This window comes from Vibrio sp. GJ43-1 (assembly GCF_055808835.1).
The window spans coordinates 2994746-3013707 of sequence record NZ_CM147884.1; the positions used below are offsets into that span (position 1 = coordinate 2994746).

The window sequence follows — 18962 nt, forward strand, 5'->3', positions numbered from 1 at the left end:
CTGGGTACATTGACTATTGTTGACCGCGCCTGCTTTAGGTATTCTATGATGATCTAGTAGTCTCTGTTTTAACAGAACTCACAAATTCCAAGATAACCGGAAATCATCGATGCAAGAACAATACAACCCGCAAGAGATTGAGCGTAACGTTCAAGAACACTGGGACAACAATAAAACCTTTGTTGTAAGTGAAGACGCAAATAAAGAAAAATTCTACTGCCTATCTATGTTCCCATACCCAAGTGGTCGACTGCACATGGGTCATGTTCGTAACTATACCATCGGTGATGTGGTTTCACGCTTCCAACGCCTGCAAGGTAAAAATGTCATGCAACCAATCGGTTGGGATGCATTTGGTCTACAGGCAGAAAACGCAGCAGTAAAAAACAATACTGCCCCAGCACCGTGGACATACGAAAACATTGAGTACATGAAAAACCAGCTTAAATTATTGGGTTTTGGTTACGATTGGAGCCGTGAATTCGCAACCTGTACGCCTGAGTACTACCGTTGGGAACAAGAGTTTTTCACTAAACTTTACGAAAAAGGCTTGGTCTACAAAAAAACCTCTTCTGTTAACTGGTGTCCAAACGACCAAACTGTACTGGCTAACGAGCAAGTAGAAGACGGTTGCTGCTGGCGTTGTGATACGCCTGTAGAACAAAAGAAAATTCCACAATGGTTCATTAAGATCACTGAGTACGCGCAAGAGCTACTGGACGATCTAGACAACCTTGAAGGTTGGCCTGAAATGGTTAAGACCATGCAGCGCAACTGGATCGGTCGCTCTGAAGGTGTTGAGCTATCTTTCGCTGTTAACGGTGAAGAAGCGCCACTAGAAGTGTACACAACACGCCCAGACACACTAATGGGTGTGTCTTATGTAGGTATCGCAGCAGGTCATCCGCTGGCAGAGAAAGCCGCGAAGAACAACGCTGAACTTGCCGCATTCGTTGAAGAGTGTCGTAACACTAAAGTTGCAGAAGCTGAACTTGCAACAATGGAAAAGAAAGGCATGGATACTGGCCTAACGGCTATCCACCCTCTTAACGGTCGTGTTGTTCCTGTATATGTAGCAAACTTCGTTCTTATGGATTACGGCACAGGCGCGGTAATGGCGGTTCCTGCTCACGATCAACGTGACTACGAGTTCGCCACTAAGTACGGCATCGATATCATTCCAGTGATCAAGCCAGAAGACGGTTCTGATCTAGACGTGTCTGAAGCGGCTTACACGGAGAAAGGCGTACTGTTCGATTCTGGTGAATTCGATGGTCTTGCTTTCCAAGCAGCATTCGATGCCATTGCTACGAAGCTAGAAACTGAAGGCAAAGGTAAGAAGACTGTTAACTTCCGTCTACGTGACTGGGGTGTATCTCGTCAACGTTACTGGGGCGCGCCAATCCCAATGGTCACAACTGAAGACGGTGAAGTTCATCCAGTACCAGCAGACCAACTGCCCGTCATTCTTCCAGAAGACGTAGTCATGGATGGCGTCACTAGCCCTATTAAAGCTGACAAGTCTTGGGCTGAAACCACATTCAACGGCGAACCAGCTCTACGTGAGACTGACACCTTCGATACCTTCATGGAATCGTCTTGGTACTACGCGCGTTACTGCTCACCACAAGCCGATGACATTCTCGACCCTGAGAAAGCCAACTACTGGTTGCTAGGTTGACCAATACATTGGTGGCATTGAACACGCGTGTATGCACTTACTTTACTCTCGTTTCTTCCACAAATTGCTACGCGATGCGGGTTACGTAACCTCTGATGAACCGTTCAAGCAACTTTTATGTCAAGGCATGGTACTTGCGGACGCGTTCTTCCACACGAACGAGAAAGGTACGAAAGAGTGGATCGCTCCAACTGACGTAACTATCGAACGTGATGGCAAAGGTCGTATCGAAAAAGCTGTCGATAACCAAGGTCGCGAAGTTGAACACTCAGGCATGATCAAAATGTCTAAGTCGAAGAATAACGGTATCGACCCACAAGAAATGGTTGATAAGTACGGCGCTGACACGGTGCGTCTATTCATGATGTTTGCATCGCCTGCAGACATGACGCTTGAATGGCAAGAGTCTGGTGTTGAAGGAGCAAACCGCTTCCTGAAGCGCGTTTGGAAATTGGTTCACGCGCACTCTTCAAAAGGGGCAGCAGAGACTGTTGATGCGTCTGCGTTATCCGGTGACCAGAAAGCACTTCGTCGTGATGTCCACAAGACCATTGCAAAAGTAACCGACGATATCGCCCGTCGCCAAACGTTCAATACGGCAATCGCGGCCATCATGGAGCTGATGAATAAGCTCGCAAAAGCACCTCAAGAGTCAGCGCAAGACCGTGCCATCCTTGATGAAGCACTAAAAGCCGTGGTTTGCATGCTTTATCCAATGACGCCGCACATCTCTTACGAAATGTGGATTGCTCTTGGTGAATCAAACGTAGACTCGGCAACATGGCCAACGTTTGACGAGAAAGCTTTGGTTGAAGACGAGAAAACGATCGTTGTTATGATAAACGGTAAGCTACGTGCGAAGCTAACGGTTGCCGCTGACGCGACAGAAGAACAAGTTCGTGAGCTAGGACTCAACGATGAGAATGCGAAAAAGTTCTTAGATGGACTAACGATTCGCAAGGTTATCTTTGTTCCTGGTAAGCTATTGAACATCGTAGCAAACTAAACAGCGTCCTGGATATAAAGTCGCAGGTGTTATACCTGCGACTTTAATCGCTCACGATTATTCAACACCATTAACCCATCATCGTTTTATTTAAGCCTCCTATTTAGGGCGCTTACATAAACCATTGTCTAACGAGTAAGCGGTATTATGCGCCTGTTAAAACACAATCTACTAAAATTCTTGTCCGTGTTCCTGCTCACCTCGCTCCTTAGCGCTTGTGGATTCCACCTTCGTGGTGAGTACACGGTACCGGATGATATCAAAGAAATTTCTGTCACCAGCTTTGATCAATACAGCATGATCACTCGCCAAATTAAAGAACAGCTTCGTCTTAGTAATATTGAACTGGTGACGCCTCGCATGGACGTCACTAATCTACACATTATCCGAGAAAAAACCGAAGACCGTACCCTTTCTCTCTATCAAAACACCCGCGCAGCTGAGAAAGAAATCACTTACGAAGTGGAATATCGTGTCACGATACCCAGCCTAGGTTCAAAAAATTTCACGGCTACTATGACGCGCAGCTACCTTGATAACCCTTTGTCAGCACTGGCAAAATCTGCAGAGCGTAAATTATTAGAAAACGAAATGCGTGAGCTTGCTGCGCAACAAATGATGCGTCAGATGGCCCGTTTGAAAACAGAAATTGAAGAATTTGAACACAAGCAAAAAGAAGCAGAAACGACACCAGAGCCAGTAGCAACGCCTAACTCCTAGTTTGTCTTACAGAGTTGACGTTTTACTGTGCCAATTTACGTTGTACCGCGAGAGACTTATGTTTCTCACGCCAAAGTTAAGCCTTAGTATAAGGAATTAATGTGAAAGTTTTTGCCGATCGTCTTACTGAGTCGCTTACTCAGCGCTGGTTTGCTTGCTACCTGTTATTTGGTAATGAACCGCTATTTATTCAAGAAAGTCGTGCCCACATCATCACGCGAGCCAAAGCATTAGGCTTCGAAGAACACCACAGATTTGTCGTCGATGCTTCTATTGATTGGAATGACGTTTTTGATTGCACGCAATCTATGAGCCTATTCTCATCAAAGCAAATTATTGAGTTAGAGCTTCCGGAAGCGGGGGTTAACGCCGCTATTGCGAAACAACTAACAGAAATAGCGAGCCAACTTCATGAAGATATTGTCTTGCTAATATCCGGCAGTAAATTAACCCGCGCTCAAGAGTCTGCCGCATGGTTTAAGGCGCTAAATGGCTGCCATGTAAGCTGTACGACTCCCGATATCAAACGGTTGCCACAATGGGTTACACAGCGATGCCGAGCGATCAATCTCACTCCCGATCATGAAGCGGTCCAGCTACTATGCCAATGGCATGAAGGCAACCTATTTGCGCTATCTCAAAGTCTCGAAAAGCTGACACTTTTATACCCAGATGGTCAGTTAACGCTCCTTCGAGTACAAGAGGCGCTGAGCCGCCACAATCACTTTACCGTCTTTCATTGGGTTGATGCCATGCTGGAAGGAAAAGCGAAACGGGCCCAAAGGATCTTAACCCAGCTTGAGTCTGAAGGCATTGAAGCCATTATTTTGCTAAGAACCGTTCAAAAAGAGTTGTTTCAACTAGTAAAAATGCAACAAGCCCTAACGCAACTTTCCATGGCGCAAGTGTTTGATAAGTTTCGCGTATGGCAAAATAAGAAACCCCTTTATAACGCAGCGCTGACCCGCTTATCTCCAGCTAGGCTCAAACAATCTATTCAGTTACTAGCACAGATAGAAGTCCAAGCGAAAACACAGTATGACATCAGCCCTTGGCCATTAATCCATCAGTTATCCATGAACTTAAGCGTTACTGACACACCGATGTCTTTACCTCACTAAAACCTGTTATAATCCGAAGATCAATAACCGCGTTAGTGTTATTGCCTTGTTCTATTCCACCAAAAGAGGAAAACCCCTTGCAACACGAAGAATTGAAACTATTTCTAGCTGATAAAGCGGATGACATGAAAGCCGTCGATATCGTTACCATTGATGTAATCGGTAAATCAAATGTCACTGACTTCATGATCGTGTGCACCGAGTACATCGAAAAGACACGTTGTTTCTATTGCAGACCACGTCGCAACTGAAGTGAAAAAAATGGGCCTAGAGCCACTTGGTGTCGACGGTGAGCAAGAAGGCGAATGGGTCGTTCTGGATATGGGCTCCACCATGCTACATGTCATGCAAGAACAACACCGAGAGCTTTACCAACTAGAAAAACTCTGGGGCTAATCGCTTGAAACTACAACTCATCGCTGTTGGGACTAAAATGCCTAAATGGGTAGAAGAAGGCTTTCAAGAGTATCGCCGACGCTTCCCTCATGATATGCCTTTAGAGCTCATTGAAATTCCTGCTGGAAAACGCGGGAAAAATGCTGACATTGCACGTATCTTGCAAAAAGAAGGCGAAGCCATGTTAGCGGCTGTCCCTAAAGGCAATAGAGTCGTAACCTTGGATATTCCGGGTAAGAAATGGGATACCCCTCAGCTTGCCGAGCAACTTGAGAGTTGGAAACTCGATGCCCGTGATGTTTCTATTTTGATCGGTGGCCCTGAGGGCTTAGCGCCAGCATGTAAAGCGGCGGCCGACCAAAGTTGGTCATTATCGGCATTAACACTGCCGCACCCATTGGTACGAATAGTGATGGCTGAAAGCTTATATAGAGCTTGGTCAATTACCACTAATCACCCTTACCATCGAGAGTAGTTTCACCCCCTATGAGACTTAAACGTAGCCAGATAAGAGACCATCAGGCAGAAGCGCGACTGTTTAAAAGTCGCGCTTTAGTATCTTTCATCTTCATTATTGTGATGATGATGCTTTTGGTCGCCAATCTATACAACATCCAAATCAATCAATATCAAGATTACAAAACCCGCTCAAACGACAACCGTATCAAAGTCGTTCCGATTGCACCCAATCGTGGGCTAGTTTACGACCGAAATGGCGTACTACTGGCGGAAAACCGCCCGGTATTCAACTTAGAAATCATCCCTGAGAAAGTCAAAGATATGGATCAAACCATCTTAGACTTACGCGAATATCTCGACATATCCGATGACAGAATCGAAGCCTTTCAACGTGAGCGTAAGCGCACACGACGCTTCAAGTCTATCCCACTGTTGACCCAACTCAATGAACAACAAGTGGCCACTTTTTCTGTCCATCAGCACAAATTCCCTGGCGTTGAAATTGCGGCAACCCTGAAGCGCTACTACCCATATGGTGACGTGCTGACTCATGTGATTGGCTACGTATCTCGCATCAATGACCGTGATATTCAACGTCTAGCTCGCGAAGAAAAAGTAGCAAACTATCAAGCAACTCGTGACATTGGTAAGCTTGGTATTGAACGCTATTATGAAGATTTATTACACGGTACTGCTGGCTACCAAGAGGTGGAAGTCAACAGCCGTGGACGAGTGCTACGTACCCTGAAGTTCGTTCCGCCCACGCCGGGCAAAGATATCGTTTTAAACCTAGATATCAATTTACAACTGAAAGTCCATAAACTACTTGATGGACGCAGGGGGTCCGCCATCGTGCTCGACCCTACCGACAACGGCGTATTAGCGATGGTTTCCAGTCCGAGCTATGATCCGAATGCGTTTGTGAATGGGATATCAAGTAAAGCCTACCGAGCATTACTTAACGACAAAAATCGACCGCTGGTAAACCGAGCAACGCTGGGTATCTACCCTCCAGCCTCCACGATTAAGCCATTTATCGCGGTAGCCGCTCTGCAAGAAGGGGTGATAACCCCGACGACAACCCGAAACGATCCGGGTTACTGGCGCATACCGAACTCCAAAACCCGTCCTTATCGTGACTGGCTGCGTTGGGGGCACGGTAAAGTCACCATTGTCAAAGCTATTGAAGAGTCGGTGGATACCTTCTTCTATCAAATCGCTTATGACATGGGCATTAACCGCCTCTCATCTTGGATGATGATGTTCGGCTTTGGCGACTATACCGGTATTGATATTCATGAGGAAAGTAAGGCAAACATGCCAACTCGTGAATGGAAAATGGCAAGGCACCGCACCCCTTGGTATCAAGGTGACACGATCCCTGTCGGGATCGGACAAGGCTATTGGACTGCCACACCAATGCAAATTGCAAAAGCAACATCCGTTCTTGTGAACCGTGGCGAGGTACTCTCTCCTCACCTACTGCGTGCCACAATAGACAATGGTGACAACTTCGACCAACAAGTCTTAGCTGAAGTCGATAGCCGACAACCAATTACAGGTGTACAACAACGTTATTGGGATCTCGCCTTGGAAGGGATGCGCCGAGTTAACCACGGCGTCAAAGGTACTGCTCGTCGTTCCTTTACCAACATGCCCTATCAATCTGGAGGCAAGTCAGGTACAGCTCAAGTATTTAGCTTGGGTGAAGATGAAAAGTACAACGCGGATGAAATCGCAGAGCATTTGAAAGATCATGCTTTATTTACCGGCTTTGCTCCATTCAAAAATCCAGAGGTTGTGGTCACCATAGTGCTCGAAAACGCCGGAGGAGGGTCTACAAATGGTGCTCCAGTAGTAAGGCAAGTGTTTGATCTCGCACTCACTGAAAATGAAGAAGGTGAAGAAGAATAATGAAATTCGATCCATCAACAGGACGAAACCGCTTCCTACTTGAACGCTTTCACATCGACCTACCCTTATTGCTCGGTATCCTTGCTCTCATGGGCTTTGGGTTGGTCGTGATGTACAGTGCTAGCGGGCAAAGCCTCGCGATGATGGATAGGCAAGCCATGCGGATGGTATTGTCATTGGTTGTTATGATTGGCTTAGCCCAGTTATCACCTCGCACGTACGAAACCCTTGCGCCACTCATGTTCTTCACAGGCGTCATTCTGTTGTTGGGCGTGTTGTTTTTCGGCGAGTCTTCTAAAGGAGCACAGCGATGGCTAAACCTCGGTTTTGTCCGTTTTCAGCCCTCTGAGCTGCTTAAACTCGCCGTTCCCCTTATGGTGGCAAGATATATTGGTAAACGCACGCTCCCCATCAGCTTTCAAACGCTCATCATTTCCCTCGTTATGGTAATGGTACCTACCATTCTTATTGCAAAACAGCCGGATCTTGGTACTTCCATCCTTATCGCGGCGTCGGGTATTTTTGTCATTTTCTTAGCCGGAATCAGCTGGAAAATCATTACCGGAGCGGCTATTGCCGTGGGGGCATTTATCCCCGTGCTATGGTTCTTCCTGATGCGGGAATACCAAAAAGTAAGGGTTCGAACACTATTTGACCCTGAATCTGACCCCCTTGGCGCTGGTTACCACATCATACAGAGCAAAATCGCGATTGGCTCTGGTGGTTTAGGCGGCAAAGGTTGGTTGCACGGCACACAATCGCAGCTAGAATTCTTACCAGAACGTCATACTGACTTTATCTTTGCAGTCATTGCCGAAGAATGGGGTATGATTGGGATATTGCTTCTTCTGTCATTGTACTTATTCATCATTGGTCGCGGGCTCTATCTAGCAAGCTCTGCACAAACTGCGTTTGGCCGAATGATGGCAGGCAGTATTGTTCTCAGCTTTTTTGTTTACGTTTTCGTAAATATTGGTATGGTAAGCGGTATATTACCTGTTGTTGGTGTCCCTCTGCCGCTTATTAGCTATGGAGGCACTTCCATGGTGACCTTGATGGCTGGCTTTGGCATATTGATGTCCATCCATACTCACCGAAAAGCGTTTTCAAAGGCGACATAAATGACTCTGTTTTTTTCCTCATTACAATCTCGCTGGTTGCTTACTGGCTTGAGTATCATCGTCATCGCGGGCTGCTCTTCGTCAGACAGCCGCTACGATATTGATAATGATGTGGCTCCTACCACCCCCATTTCTGTTGATCATATTGAAGGGGCTCAGCCAAAATATGAACCTTATAGCATGGGCGGTAACAAAGACTATAAATTGCGCGGTCAGCAATATACCATTGTAAAAGATGCTCAAGGCTTTACTGAAAAAGGTCAAGCATCATGGTATGGAAAAAAATTCCATGGACATTTGACGTCAAATGGTGAAGTGTATGACATGTATTCTATGTCAGCCGCGCACAAAACGCTGCCAATACCTAGTTATGTAAAAGTCACAAACACCGATAATGGCAAAGAAACTATCGTACGCGTTAATGACCGAGGTCCATTTCATGAGGGTCGAATCATCGACCTCAGCTATGCGGCGGCCAAAAAACTCGATGTGATAAAAACGGGGACAGCCAATGTTAAAATTGAAGTCATTACCGTTGAGAAACCAACGGGAAAGCATCAACTAGATAAGCACCCGAAATATGGCATACAAGTGGTGGCGTCACCACATAAAGACAGAATCACCAAACTGTCTAACGAATTAAGTAATACCCTATCGGTTGAGACGTTCCTATCACCGATAAAGAATAATTATCGCTTAATGCTTGGTCCTTTTAGCGACTATAAAGATACTCATGATGCGTTAGAGCAAGTACAAAAGCTCGGTTATACCTCAGCTTTCGTCAAAAAACTTTAAACATCATTGACATAAATCACCGTTGTTACTTAGTGTGTAAGCTCTTTAGTGCGCAGCGACCAATCTGTTACTATACGGATAACTCACAAATACTGTGTTCAACATGAATAAAAACAAGTCTTCTATGAAATTCATTACATCTATTGCTCTTGCAGCAACATTAACGGCTAGTTATGCCGTAGCTACGCCTGTCGTGATGCCTAACGCGCCGCAAATTGCCGCGAAAGGCTTCGTACTTATGGACTATAACTCAGGTAAAGTCCTCGCTGAAAAAGAGATGAATACCCAACTTCATCCTGCCAGCTTAACCAAAATGATGACAAGCTACGTTATCGGCCAAGAGCTAAAAAGCGGCAAAATTGCACCAACAGATGAAGTCACCATCAGTAAAAACGCTTGGGCAAAAAATTTCCCTGACTCTTCTAAGATGTTCATCGAAGTAGGCACTAAAGTCACAGTTGAAGAGCTAAACAAAGGCATCATTATTCAATCTGGTAACGATGCTTGTGTCGCTATGGCAGAGCACATTGCAGGTTCAGAAGATGCGTTCGTTGATTTAATGAATGCTTGGGCGAGCTCAATTGGCATGAACGATACGCATTTTGCGAACGTTCATGGTCTCGATAATCCAAACCTATATTCAACGCCATACGACATGGCACTGCTAGGGCGTGCACTTATCAAAGACGTTCCAGATGAATATCGTGTTTACTCCGAGAAGAAGTTTACCTACAACGGCATCACACAATACAACCGTAATGGTCTATTGTGGGATAAAAGCATGAATGTTGATGGTATTAAAACCGGTACTATACAAGCAAAGCTGGTTACAGCCTAGTCAGTTCAGCAACCGAAGGTAAAATGCGCCTTGTTGCCGTAGTGATGGGCACAAAAAATGCCAATGCTCGTAAATCGGAAAGCAAAAAGCTACTCAGCTATGGCTTCCGTTTCTTCGAAACCGTCAACCCTCATACCGCGAATGAGACCTTCGTTGAAGAAAAAGTATGGATGGGTGACAAAGATACCGTTGCTCTTGGTGTGGCAGAAGACACCTTCGTTACCCTCCCTCGTGGACAAGCGAAAAATTTAAAAGCGAGCTTCGTGCTTGAAAAACAACTTGAAGCACCCATATCTAAGGGCGATGTTGTGGGTAAGCTATACTATCAACTAGATGGTGAAGATGTTGCCGAGTACCCATTACTTGCACTTGAAAACGTACAAGAAGGCAGCTTGTTTAGCCGCTTATGGGACTATATCGTTTTACTGGTTAAGAGCTTCTTCTAACCACAACGTAAAATGACGATAGCAAACAAAGCCGCATAATGCGGCTTTGTTGCTTTTTACTTCAAGTATCATCGACTAACTTATATGCAGCGAACTCGTCTTGAGTTTCGTCGCCTTTGACATTACTATTCGCACCGTTACAACAAATTTGATTTTTTTGGAGTCGCCATTATGTTAACCATCAATTCAGATGCAAAACTCAAAGACCTACTAGAGTTCCCTTGCTCGTTTACATATAAAGTGATGGGTTATGCTAAGCCTGAACTTCCTGAAAAAGTGTTGGAAGTGATCCAGCGTCACGCACCTGGAGACTACAGCCCAACGATTAAGCCTAGCGCTAAGGGCAACTACCATGCTGTTTCAATTAACATTACTGCGACGTCTATTGAACAGGTAGAAACGCTCTACAAAGAACTTGGCGAAATTGACATCGTTCGCATGGTTCTGTAAAAATTTGAATCATTCAATTTTTTTTGAAAGCAGCCTCGGCTGCTTTCTTTTTATTTTTCAAAAAGTTAACTAGAGAACATAACAAACTGGTTAAATTTTCACTATTTAGCTGTAGTTCAAGTCAATGAACAGGTTTATAATGCAAACACTTTATTAAGTGACGACGAGGGTACGAGTGAAGAATCAGCTAATAGTAAGAAAGCTTGGGCGCAAAGACTACGAACCAGTCTGGAAAGCCATGCATGCTTTCACCGACAATCGAAACGACGACACTCGTGACGAAGTCTGGTTAGTAGAGCACAACCCAGTCTTCACTCAAGGGCAAGCAGGTAAAGAAGAACACTTACTCAACACTTGGTGACATCCCTGTCGTCAAAAGTGACCGCGGTGGACAAGTGACCTATCATGGTCCTGGTCAACTGGTCGCTTACTTTCTAATTAACCTTCGTCGTAAAAAATTAGGTGTCAGAGATCTCGTCACTCATATAGAGAATCTCGTCATCAACACGCTAAACACCTATAATATTGCGGCGGCGGCAAGGCCGGATGCTCCTGGTGTTTACGTCAATGGAAAGAAGATCTGCTCTTTAGGGCTTCGTATCCGTAAAGGCTGTTCGTTTCACGGATTAGCCTTAAACGTCGATATGGATCTCTCTCCTTTCTTAAGAATTAATCCTTGCGGCTATGCCAGTATGGAAATGGTCCAAATTAGCCAACTTGGTGGGCCTGATAGCGTTGCCAGCGTCGAAGAACAGCTGGTCAACGAATTAATACAATTACTTGATTACGAGCAAGTAGAATTCAGCGAAGAAGCATAAGACGATGAGCAAACCTATACAAATGGAAAAAGGCGTCAAATATCGCGACGCAGATAAAATGGCACTGATTCCGGTAAAAAACATGCCGGAGGAACAAAGAGAAGTCCTACGTAAGCCAGAATGGATGAAGATAAAGCTGCCTTCTGACAGCCAAAGAATTCAAGACATCAAAAAGGCGATGCGTAAAAACAATCTTCACTCAGTCTGTGAAGAGGCGTCTTGTCCAAACCTCGCCGAGTGTTTCAACCATGGTACTGCGACGTTTATGATCCTTGGTGCTATTTGTACTCGCCGCTGCCCATTTTGTGATGTTGCCCATGGTCGTCCAAATGCACCTGAATCTAATGAGCCGCAAAAACTGGCTCAGACCATTAAAGACATGAAACTCAAATATGTGGTCGTGACTTCCGTTGACCGCGATGATTTACGTGATGGCGGCGCTGAACACTTTGCTAACTGTACTAGTGAAATACGAACGCTGAATCCTGAAATTCGTATTGAAACCTTAGTACCGGATTTCCGTGGCCGTATGGATGTTGCCTTAGAAGCATTAAAAGACAACCCACCCGATGTCTTCAACCACAACTTAGAAACCGCCCCTCGCCTTTACCGTAAAGCGCGACCTGGTGCGAACTATAAATGGTCGCTACAGCTGCTAGAAAAATTTAAAGCTATGCACCCAGATATTCCAACAAAGTCTGGGGTAATGATGGGGCTCGGTGAAACAAAAGAAGAGATTGTTCAAGTACTTAAAGACTTGCGAGCTCATGGCGTCACCATGCTGACGCTCGGTCAATATCTCGCACCAAGCCGCCACCACTTACCGGTTGAGCGTTATGTACCACCATCAGAATTTGATGAGCTTAAAGAAATTGCACTAGAGCTTGGCTTTACCCATGCCGCCTGTGGACCTTTTGTGCGTTCTTCTTACCACGCGGATCTACAAGCGAAAGGCGTAGAAATTAAATAACCGCCGTAAAAAGTCCCCCACATAAAAAACACGGATGTGCGTTGCACTATCCGTGTTTTTTTTAAGAAAAATGACCATCATGACAATCTCGTACTCGCATTTTCGTCATTTTTAGGTAGGCTTATAGAAAAACATCAGCCATTCAAGGATGTACGCATGAAATTGCTTAAAATAGGTTTACCCATCATAGCCGCCACACTCATTGCGGGTTGTGCTCAAAACTCGCAACAAGACAATTACTTAGAAGCTTCATTCGAGTTATGTAATACCGAAGTGAACCTTTACTCAGTCAGCGATGATGGCCGTGTTCGAGTAGTATGTAAAGATGGCGCGAAGTTCTCAATGAACAGTGAGAAAACGCTGGAAATTATGCGAGATATCAACATTGATTACTGTAACGGTGAAGGCTTAGGGCAATTTAACGAAAGCCGTAAGTACTACTCCTTCAAGTGTAAGTCTGGCACGTTACTTAATATAAATAAGTAATTTCACGTTAATTGCTAAGCGTCACGCACAAAAAAACGAGCTAATACGCTCGTTTTTTTAATGCCTGTTATAGCAGAGTTCTTTTAGCTCACTTACGCGTAAACTGGCAGACGCTTACAAATGTCCAGAACCTTCGCTTTTGTAGCAGCAATTACCGCTTCGTCGCCAAGATTGTCAAGAACATCTGACATCCAATTCGCTAACTCTTTCGCATCAGCTTCAGAGAAACCACGACGTGTGATCGCTGGCGTACCAATACGAATACCAGAGGTTACAAATGGGCTGCGTGGATCGTTCGGTACTGAGTTTTTATTAACGGTAATGTTAGCAGAGCCCAAAGCCGCATCCGCTTCTTTACCTGTGATGTCTTTATCAATCAGGTCAACAAGGAATAAATGGTTCTCTGTTGAGTTAGATACGATCTTGTAACCACGCTCTTGGAATTGTGCAACCATCGCTTTAGCATTATCAACTACACGTTGTTGATAAGCTTTAAATTCAGGCTCCATCGCTTCTTTAAACGCTACCGCTTTACCCGCGATCACATGCATCAGAGGACCACCCTGACCACCAGGGAAAACCGCTGAGTTCAGTTTCTTGTACATGTCTTCGCCAGCGTTTGAAAGAATCAAACCACCACGTGGGCCAGCAAGTGTTTTATGCGTTGTTGTTGTAACAACATGAGCATGTGGTACCGATGTTGGGTAAACACCAGCGGCGATAAAGTCGGCAACGTGTGCCATATCAACAAAGAAGTACGCGCCAACTTTGTCTGCGATTTCACGCATACGTGCCCAATCAACGATTTGAGAATAAGCAGAGAAGCCACCGATGATCATTTTTGGTTTGTGCTCAACAGCCAACTGTTCCATTTCGTCGTAGTTGATTTGACCCGCTTCATCAATACCGTAAGGAATGACATTGTAGTGCTTACCAGAAAAGTTTACTGGAGAACCGTGAGTCAAGTGACCACCGTGCGCTAGGCTCATGCCTAAAACCGTATCTCCTGGGTTCAAAAGCGCCATATAAACCGCACTGTTCGCTTGAGAGCCAGAGTGTGGCTGAACGTTTGCATACTCACAGCCGAAAAGCTCACATGCACGATTGATTGCCAATGTTTCCGCTTTATCGACATACTCACAACCACCGTAGTAACGCTTGCCTGGGTAGCCTTCAGCGTACTTATTGGTTAATTGCGTGCCTTGCGCTTCCATCACGCGAGGGCTGGTGTAGTTTTCCGAAGCAATAAGCTCAATGTGCTCTTCTTGGCGAAGAGTTTCTTCTTGAATGGCTGCAAATAGTTCCGCATCGTAATCAGCGATGTTCATATCACGCTTTAGCATCTGTATCTCCTGACTCAGATTGTACTGAAAGTTTCAAAAAAACCACACAATGACCAAAAGCAAACGTTTTCGTCACCACGTTTGATGAATCGCATAATACATAATTTGATCTAGGTCATAAAGGAAAAAATGGATCTTTTTCATGCAGTTTCTTCATAGTGAACGTTAGGTTGCATCATGTACGGCAAGAAAATAACCCCATTAGCAACCTAAAGTGTCAATAATTCCTTTTACAGTGTGTAAAAATTGAATTACATAGGTTTACCGTAATTTTCCCCTCCTAGCTATCGAAACGATCATCTTTTTAATACTATTGCCGCCAATTACTATCGGAAGATTTTTAACTTGATGGAAAAACACTCACGTAAAGAAGACTGGATAGCCATTTTGATCTAAGCACTTTCATAGTGGCCCAAGGCATATTCTTCTTGCAATCGGCTCAATTACTGACTGGCGGGACCACAGGTCTTGCGTTATTACTTAGCCAGTTTCTACCGATTTCATTCGGTATGCTCTATTTTGCCGCCAATACGCCATTCTACTTATTAGCCTGGCGACGCTTTGGTAAACGCTTTGCGATGAGCAGTGCCATTTCCGGTGCGCTCGTGTCCATTTTTGCCGATAACATGCATCATGTCGTGTCTGTCGACCATGTGAATACCGTTTACTGCGCAATCGCAGGGGGATTACTCATGGGGTTAGGCATGTTGATCTTATTCCGTCATCGCTCCAGTCTTGGTGGCTTTAATGTTCTATGCCTATTTATCCAAGAACGTTTTGGCATCTCTGTTGGTAAAACTCAACTTGCCATCGACTGTACTATTTTGCTGGCCTCTTGCTTCTTCGTTGCGCCACCAATTATTTTGGTTTCTATTATCGGCGCCGTGGTACTCAACATTGTCTTAGCGATGAATCACAAACCGACTCGGTATGTGGTCACCTACGGATAAAAATGAAAACGCCCCTCAATTTGAAGGGCGTTTTTACCTAATGACACCTCGCTAGTTTACCAAAATGGCTTATGGCTTATGGCTTATGGCTTATGGCATAATAGCTTAATGGCTACTTTTTCAATAAGATCGCCATTGTCTGATACGGCTTTAAGGTTATCTCCGCTTCGAGCTCAATACGCGCCTCTGAGTGCGAATAATTCCCCACGACCACCTTGCCGCTTTGAGAAACATAGTGTTCCGGCAGCGTGACGGTTGTCTCTTGGCCATAATAATTGTTCAAGCAAAGTAAGCGACTGTCTTGGTTCTCTCTCATGTAACCATGAACTTGTGCATGCATTGGATACAGATCGACATAACGACCATCAGTGATGACTTTGAGCTGTTTACGCAGCGCAATCAAATCCTTATAAAAATAAAAAATTGACTGTTCATCTGCTATAGCGGCTGCCGCGTTAATCTCTGCGTAGTTGTCTGATACACCAATCCAAGACTCACTCGGTGGTAAAACCAGCTTGAGCACTCTCATCCCACTGCATCGGCGTACGAGAGTTGTCTCGTGATTTTTGCTGTAAGATGGACATGATTTCATCGTGACTGTACTGTCCCGCTTGTTGCATCACACGATACATCGTCAGGGTTTCCACATCTCTATACTGCGATAGCTCACTAAAACCTGGGTTGGTCATACCGATTTCTTCACCTTGATAAATATAAGGTGTTCCCTGCATCAGATGAATCGAAGCTGCGAGCATTTTTGCCGACTCATTCCGGTAGAGCGTGTCGTCACCAAGGCGGCTTACCACCCGAGGTTGGTCATGGTTACACCAAAATAACGCCCCCCAACCACAACCATTGAGTCCTGTTTGCCAATGATTGAAGATTCGCTTTAATTCGATGAAATCAAATGGAGCAAGACGCCACTTTTCTCCATTCGGATAATCGACTTTAAGGTGGTGAAAGTTAAACACCATTGACAGCTCTTTGCCATCTTGCGCGCTGTATTGCTGGCAATGCTCTAGGGTTGTCGAAGACATTTCACCCACCGTCACAGAGCCATATTTTTGGAATACCGCTTCACTAATTTCTTGCAGATACTCGTGTACTCGTGGGCCATCGGTATAAAAGCGTCGCCCATCACCCTCATCATCGTCCAAAAAGGTTTGTTGCTTAGAAATAAGATTAATGACATCGAGGCGAAAACCATCCACGCCTTTTTTCGCCCAGAACTCAATAACTTGTTTGACTTCTTCCCGTACTGCCGGGTTCTCCCAGTTTAAATCCGCTTGTTCTTGTGCAAACAAATGAAGAAAGTACTCATCGGTTTTCTCATCCAGCTTCCAAGCCGAGCCACCAAACTTGGACTGCCAGTTATTCGGTAGCGAACCATCTTGGTTTGGTTTCCAAATATAGTAGTCTCGATACGGGCTATCTTTGTCTCCAAGGGCGGATTGAAACCATTGATGCTCGGTAGAGGTATGATTAACCACAATATCCATTACTAAACGGATACCGCGTTGATGCGCTTGTGCCAACAGTTCATCAAAGTCTGCCATGCTACCGAAGTCAGGATTGATCGCGTAATAATCAGAAATATCATAACCGTTATCTATCATTGGTGACGCATAAATCGGTGTAAGCCAAATGGCGTCGACCCCCAAGTTCTGCAAATAATCGAGTTTAGAGGTGATCCCCTTAATATCCCCGATCCCTTTACTACCGCTATCACAAAAGCTTTTCGGATAAATTTGATAGATTGTGGCGGTTTTCCACCATTGTTGCTGAGCCTGTAAACCCATCACCGTCTCACTTACACTTTAAAAAGGAAAAATAGGCTCGCAGATACGAGCCTTGAAATGTTATGCATTGGCGAGTTCAAGCTCACCTTTAGACTGAGCTCTCTTGTACATAAATAACGTAAGCATGATAGGAATCACGATAGCCACCAGCATAGCCACGAGATAAACGGTCCAATACTGAGGCTGAATAGATAAGATGCCTGGCAAACCACCCACACCGATCCCATTTGCCATCACACCAGCGCTCCCACAAATCGCCGCGGCTGCCGCACTGCCAATCATGGCGCTAAGCATTGGGAACTTGTACTTCAAGTTGATGCCATACATAGCAGGCTCGGTGACCCCTAAATAAGCCGAGATAGCAGCGGGAACTGAGATATCTCGCTCACCTTCTCGCTTACTAATAATGATGATGCCAACGACAGCCGATGCTTGTGCGATATTTGACAACGCAATCAATGGCCAGATTGGTGTGCCACCCAACTCTTGCATCAACTGAAGATCAACAGCATTGGTGGTGTGGTGAATCCCTGTAATGACCAAAGGAGCGTAGAAAAAACCAAAAACAATGGCACCAAGTACCGCAAAATCCCCAGTCATCGCCGCTTGAGCTGCGAAGGCTACGCCATCACCAAGCACTCGACCAAAAGGGCCAATCAGAGCGTGAGCGAGCACAACGGATAAGATAATGGATACAAAAGGTACGACGACCAAGTAGAGGTAACTCGGTACGATACGCTTTAAATGCGTCTCAATGAACGCTAACGCCACGCCCGCTAACATTGCTGGGATCACTTGCGCTTGATACCCAACTTTCTCGATAACAAATAGTCCAAAGTCCCAGACTTCAGGTACTTGTTTACCAATAAGGTAAGCATTCATCAATTGTGGTGACACCAAGGTGACCCCTAAGGTAATCCCCAAAATCGGCGTACCACCTAATTTTTTAACGGTAGACCAACAAACACCAACGGGTAAGAAGAAGAATATGGCTTCACCAATTAACCATAAGAAAGAGTGTACCGTGGCCCAAAACTGGCTAATTTCTGTTAACGTTTGACCATCAAACATTCGAATGTCGCCAATAACATTACGAAAGCCCAGAATTAAACCATAGGTAATAATCGCAGGTAACAGCGGAACAAAAATCTCAGCAAGGTGAGAGATACCGCGCTCTATAATGTTCATGTTGCTTCGTGCGGCAACTTTAGCTTCATCTTTTGAAGACTCACTTTTACCCGTCATGGCAATCAGGAGTTTATAAACCTCATCGACTTCAGTACCTATCACGACCTGAAATTGACCAGCATTAGTAAAGCACCCTTTTACTAATTTAAGCGCTTCTAAGGCACGCTTATCGGCTTTGTCGGTATCGTTTAATACAAAACGAAGACGAGTAAGACAGTGACTGACACTGGCAATATTCTCTTGCCCCCCGACACCGTCAATGATGGCAGCAACATCTTGTTTGGCTATATGGCTCATCGTATACAGACCTTTTCTGATAATTGAGATGAATCTCCGCTCACCTCTAATGAATTATAGTATCTTCACCTCAATAATGGGAACATTCCCAAAAGAGAGTAAGCACAGTGTGCCACCAGAACGCACCTTACAAAATGGGAACATTCCCATTAATTGAGCATGAT

11 protein-coding genes and 6 pseudogenes are annotated in these 18962 nt (G+C 45.0%); 14 read left to right on the top strand and 3 right to left on the bottom strand.

Translation table 11 applies throughout. From position 1 onward, the window contains the following. Positions 1–109: 109 nt before the first annotated feature. From leuS to AC0L66_RS14365, 13 genes and pseudogenes are all read left to right on the top strand, one after another. Positions 110–2687, top strand: a pseudogene (gene leuS, locus AC0L66_RS14305) (leucine--tRNA ligase). Positions 2688–2834: 147 nt separating this feature from the next. After that, complete coding sequence (locus AC0L66_RS14310) at positions 2835–3407, top strand: LPS-assembly lipoprotein LptE (protein WP_473567761.1); 573 nt, start codon at positions 2835–2837, stop codon at positions 3405–3407. Between the two features lie 101 nt (positions 3408–3508). Beyond that, complete coding sequence (gene holA, locus AC0L66_RS14315) at positions 3509–4528, top strand: DNA polymerase III subunit delta (protein WP_473567762.1); 1020 nt, start codon at positions 3509–3511, stop codon at positions 4526–4528. Positions 4529–4605: 77 nt separating this feature from the next. Next, positions 4606–4924 (top strand): annotated as a pseudogene (gene rsfS, locus AC0L66_RS14320) (ribosome silencing factor). A gap of 4 nt (positions 4925–4928) precedes the next feature. Beyond that, complete coding sequence (rlmH, locus tag AC0L66_RS14325) at positions 4929–5399, top strand: 23S rRNA (pseudouridine(1915)-N(3))-methyltransferase RlmH (RefSeq protein WP_102468828.1); 471 nt, start codon at positions 4929–4931, stop codon at positions 5397–5399. 11 nt (positions 5400–5410) lie between these two features. After that, entirely contained in the window at positions 5411–7297 is a 1887-nt protein-coding gene (mrdA, locus tag AC0L66_RS14330) for a penicillin-binding protein 2 (RefSeq protein ID WP_265673800.1), read from the top strand. Continuing rightward, entirely contained in the window at positions 7297–8418 is a 1122-nt protein-coding gene (rodA, locus tag AC0L66_RS14335) for a rod shape-determining protein RodA (protein WP_265673799.1), read from the top strand. The genes mrdA and rodA overlap by 1 nt, the downstream gene beginning before the upstream one ends. Beyond that, positions 8419–9213 (top strand): septal ring lytic transglycosylase RlpA family protein, encoded by a 795-nt coding sequence (locus tag AC0L66_RS14340; RefSeq protein ID WP_265673798.1) that lies wholly within the window; start codon positions 8419–8421, stop codon positions 9211–9213. Positions 9214–9316: 103 nt separating this feature from the next. Then, a pseudogene (locus AC0L66_RS14345) lies at positions 9317–10497 on the top strand (serine hydrolase). A gap of 171 nt (positions 10498–10668) precedes the next feature. After that, positions 10669–10947, top strand: coding sequence for a DUF493 family protein YbeD (gene ybeD / locus AC0L66_RS14350; RefSeq protein WP_237483776.1), 279 nt, complete (start codon positions 10669–10671; stop codon positions 10945–10947). A gap of 175 nt (positions 10948–11122) precedes the next feature. Continuing rightward, a pseudogene (gene lipB, locus AC0L66_RS14355) lies at positions 11123–11765 on the top strand (lipoyl(octanoyl) transferase LipB). Positions 11766–11769: 4 nt separating this feature from the next. Next, complete coding sequence (lipA, locus tag AC0L66_RS14360) at positions 11770–12735, top strand: lipoyl synthase (RefSeq protein WP_473567764.1); 966 nt, start codon at positions 11770–11772, stop codon at positions 12733–12735. A 156-nt stretch (positions 12736–12891) separates the two neighbouring features. Beyond that, positions 12892–13221 (top strand): hypothetical protein, encoded by a 330-nt coding sequence (locus tag AC0L66_RS14365; protein ID WP_102468849.1) that lies wholly within the window; start codon positions 12892–12894, stop codon positions 13219–13221. 92 nt (positions 13222–13313) lie between these two features. Here the strand turns inward: AC0L66_RS14365 and glyA are convergent, their stop codons facing one another. Further along, on the bottom strand, positions 13314–14564 hold the full coding sequence (gene glyA, locus AC0L66_RS14370) for a serine hydroxymethyltransferase (protein WP_473567765.1): 1251 nt from the start codon (positions 14562–14564) through the stop codon (positions 13314–13316). A gap of 348 nt (positions 14565–14912) precedes the next feature. Here glyA and AC0L66_RS14375 point away from each other — a divergent pair. Continuing rightward, positions 14913–15514 (top strand): annotated as a pseudogene (locus tag AC0L66_RS14375) (YitT family protein). A gap of 112 nt (positions 15515–15626) precedes the next feature. Here AC0L66_RS14375 and treC read toward each other — a convergent pair. Together treC and treB are read right to left on the bottom strand one after the other, a co-directional pair. Further along, positions 15627–17313, bottom strand: a pseudogene (gene treC, locus AC0L66_RS14380) (alpha,alpha-phosphotrehalase). 60 nt (positions 17314–17373) lie between these two features. Continuing rightward, positions 17374–18798, bottom strand: a complete 1425-nt coding sequence (gene treB / locus AC0L66_RS14385) for a PTS trehalose transporter subunit IIBC (protein WP_473567766.1) — start codon at positions 18796–18798, stop codon at positions 17374–17376. Between the last annotated feature and the right edge of the window lie 164 nt (positions 18799–18962).

Bases quoted from the DNA above. Each gene is read 5' to 3' on its own strand.
- AC0L66_RS14310 (WP_473567761.1), top strand. From the start codon at position 2,835: ATGCGCCTGTTAAAACACAATCTACTAAAATTCTTGTCCGTGTTCCTG.
- mrdA (WP_265673800.1), top strand. From the start codon at position 5,411: ATGAGACTTAAACGTAGCCAGATAAGAGACCATCAGGCAGAAGCGCGA.
- rodA (WP_265673799.1), top strand. From the start codon at position 7,297: ATGAAATTCGATCCATCAACAGGACGAAACCGCTTCCTACTTGAACGC.
- AC0L66_RS14340 (WP_265673798.1), top strand. From the start codon at position 8,419: ATGACTCTGTTTTTTTCCTCATTACAATCTCGCTGGTTGCTTACTGGC.
- ybeD (WP_237483776.1), top strand. From the start codon at position 10,669: ATGTTAACCATCAATTCAGATGCAAAACTCAAAGACCTACTAGAGTTC.
- lipA (WP_473567764.1), top strand. From the start codon at position 11,770: ATGAGCAAACCTATACAAATGGAAAAAGGCGTCAAATATCGCGACGCA.
- AC0L66_RS14365 (WP_102468849.1), top strand. From the start codon at position 12,892: ATGAAATTGCTTAAAATAGGTTTACCCATCATAGCCGCCACACTCATT.
- glyA (WP_473567765.1), bottom strand. From the start codon at position 14,564: ATGCTAAAGCGTGATATGAACATCGCTGATTACGATGCGGAACTATTT.
- treB (WP_473567766.1), bottom strand. From the start codon at position 18,798: ATGAGCCATATAGCCAAACAAGATGTTGCTGCCATCATTGACGGTGTC.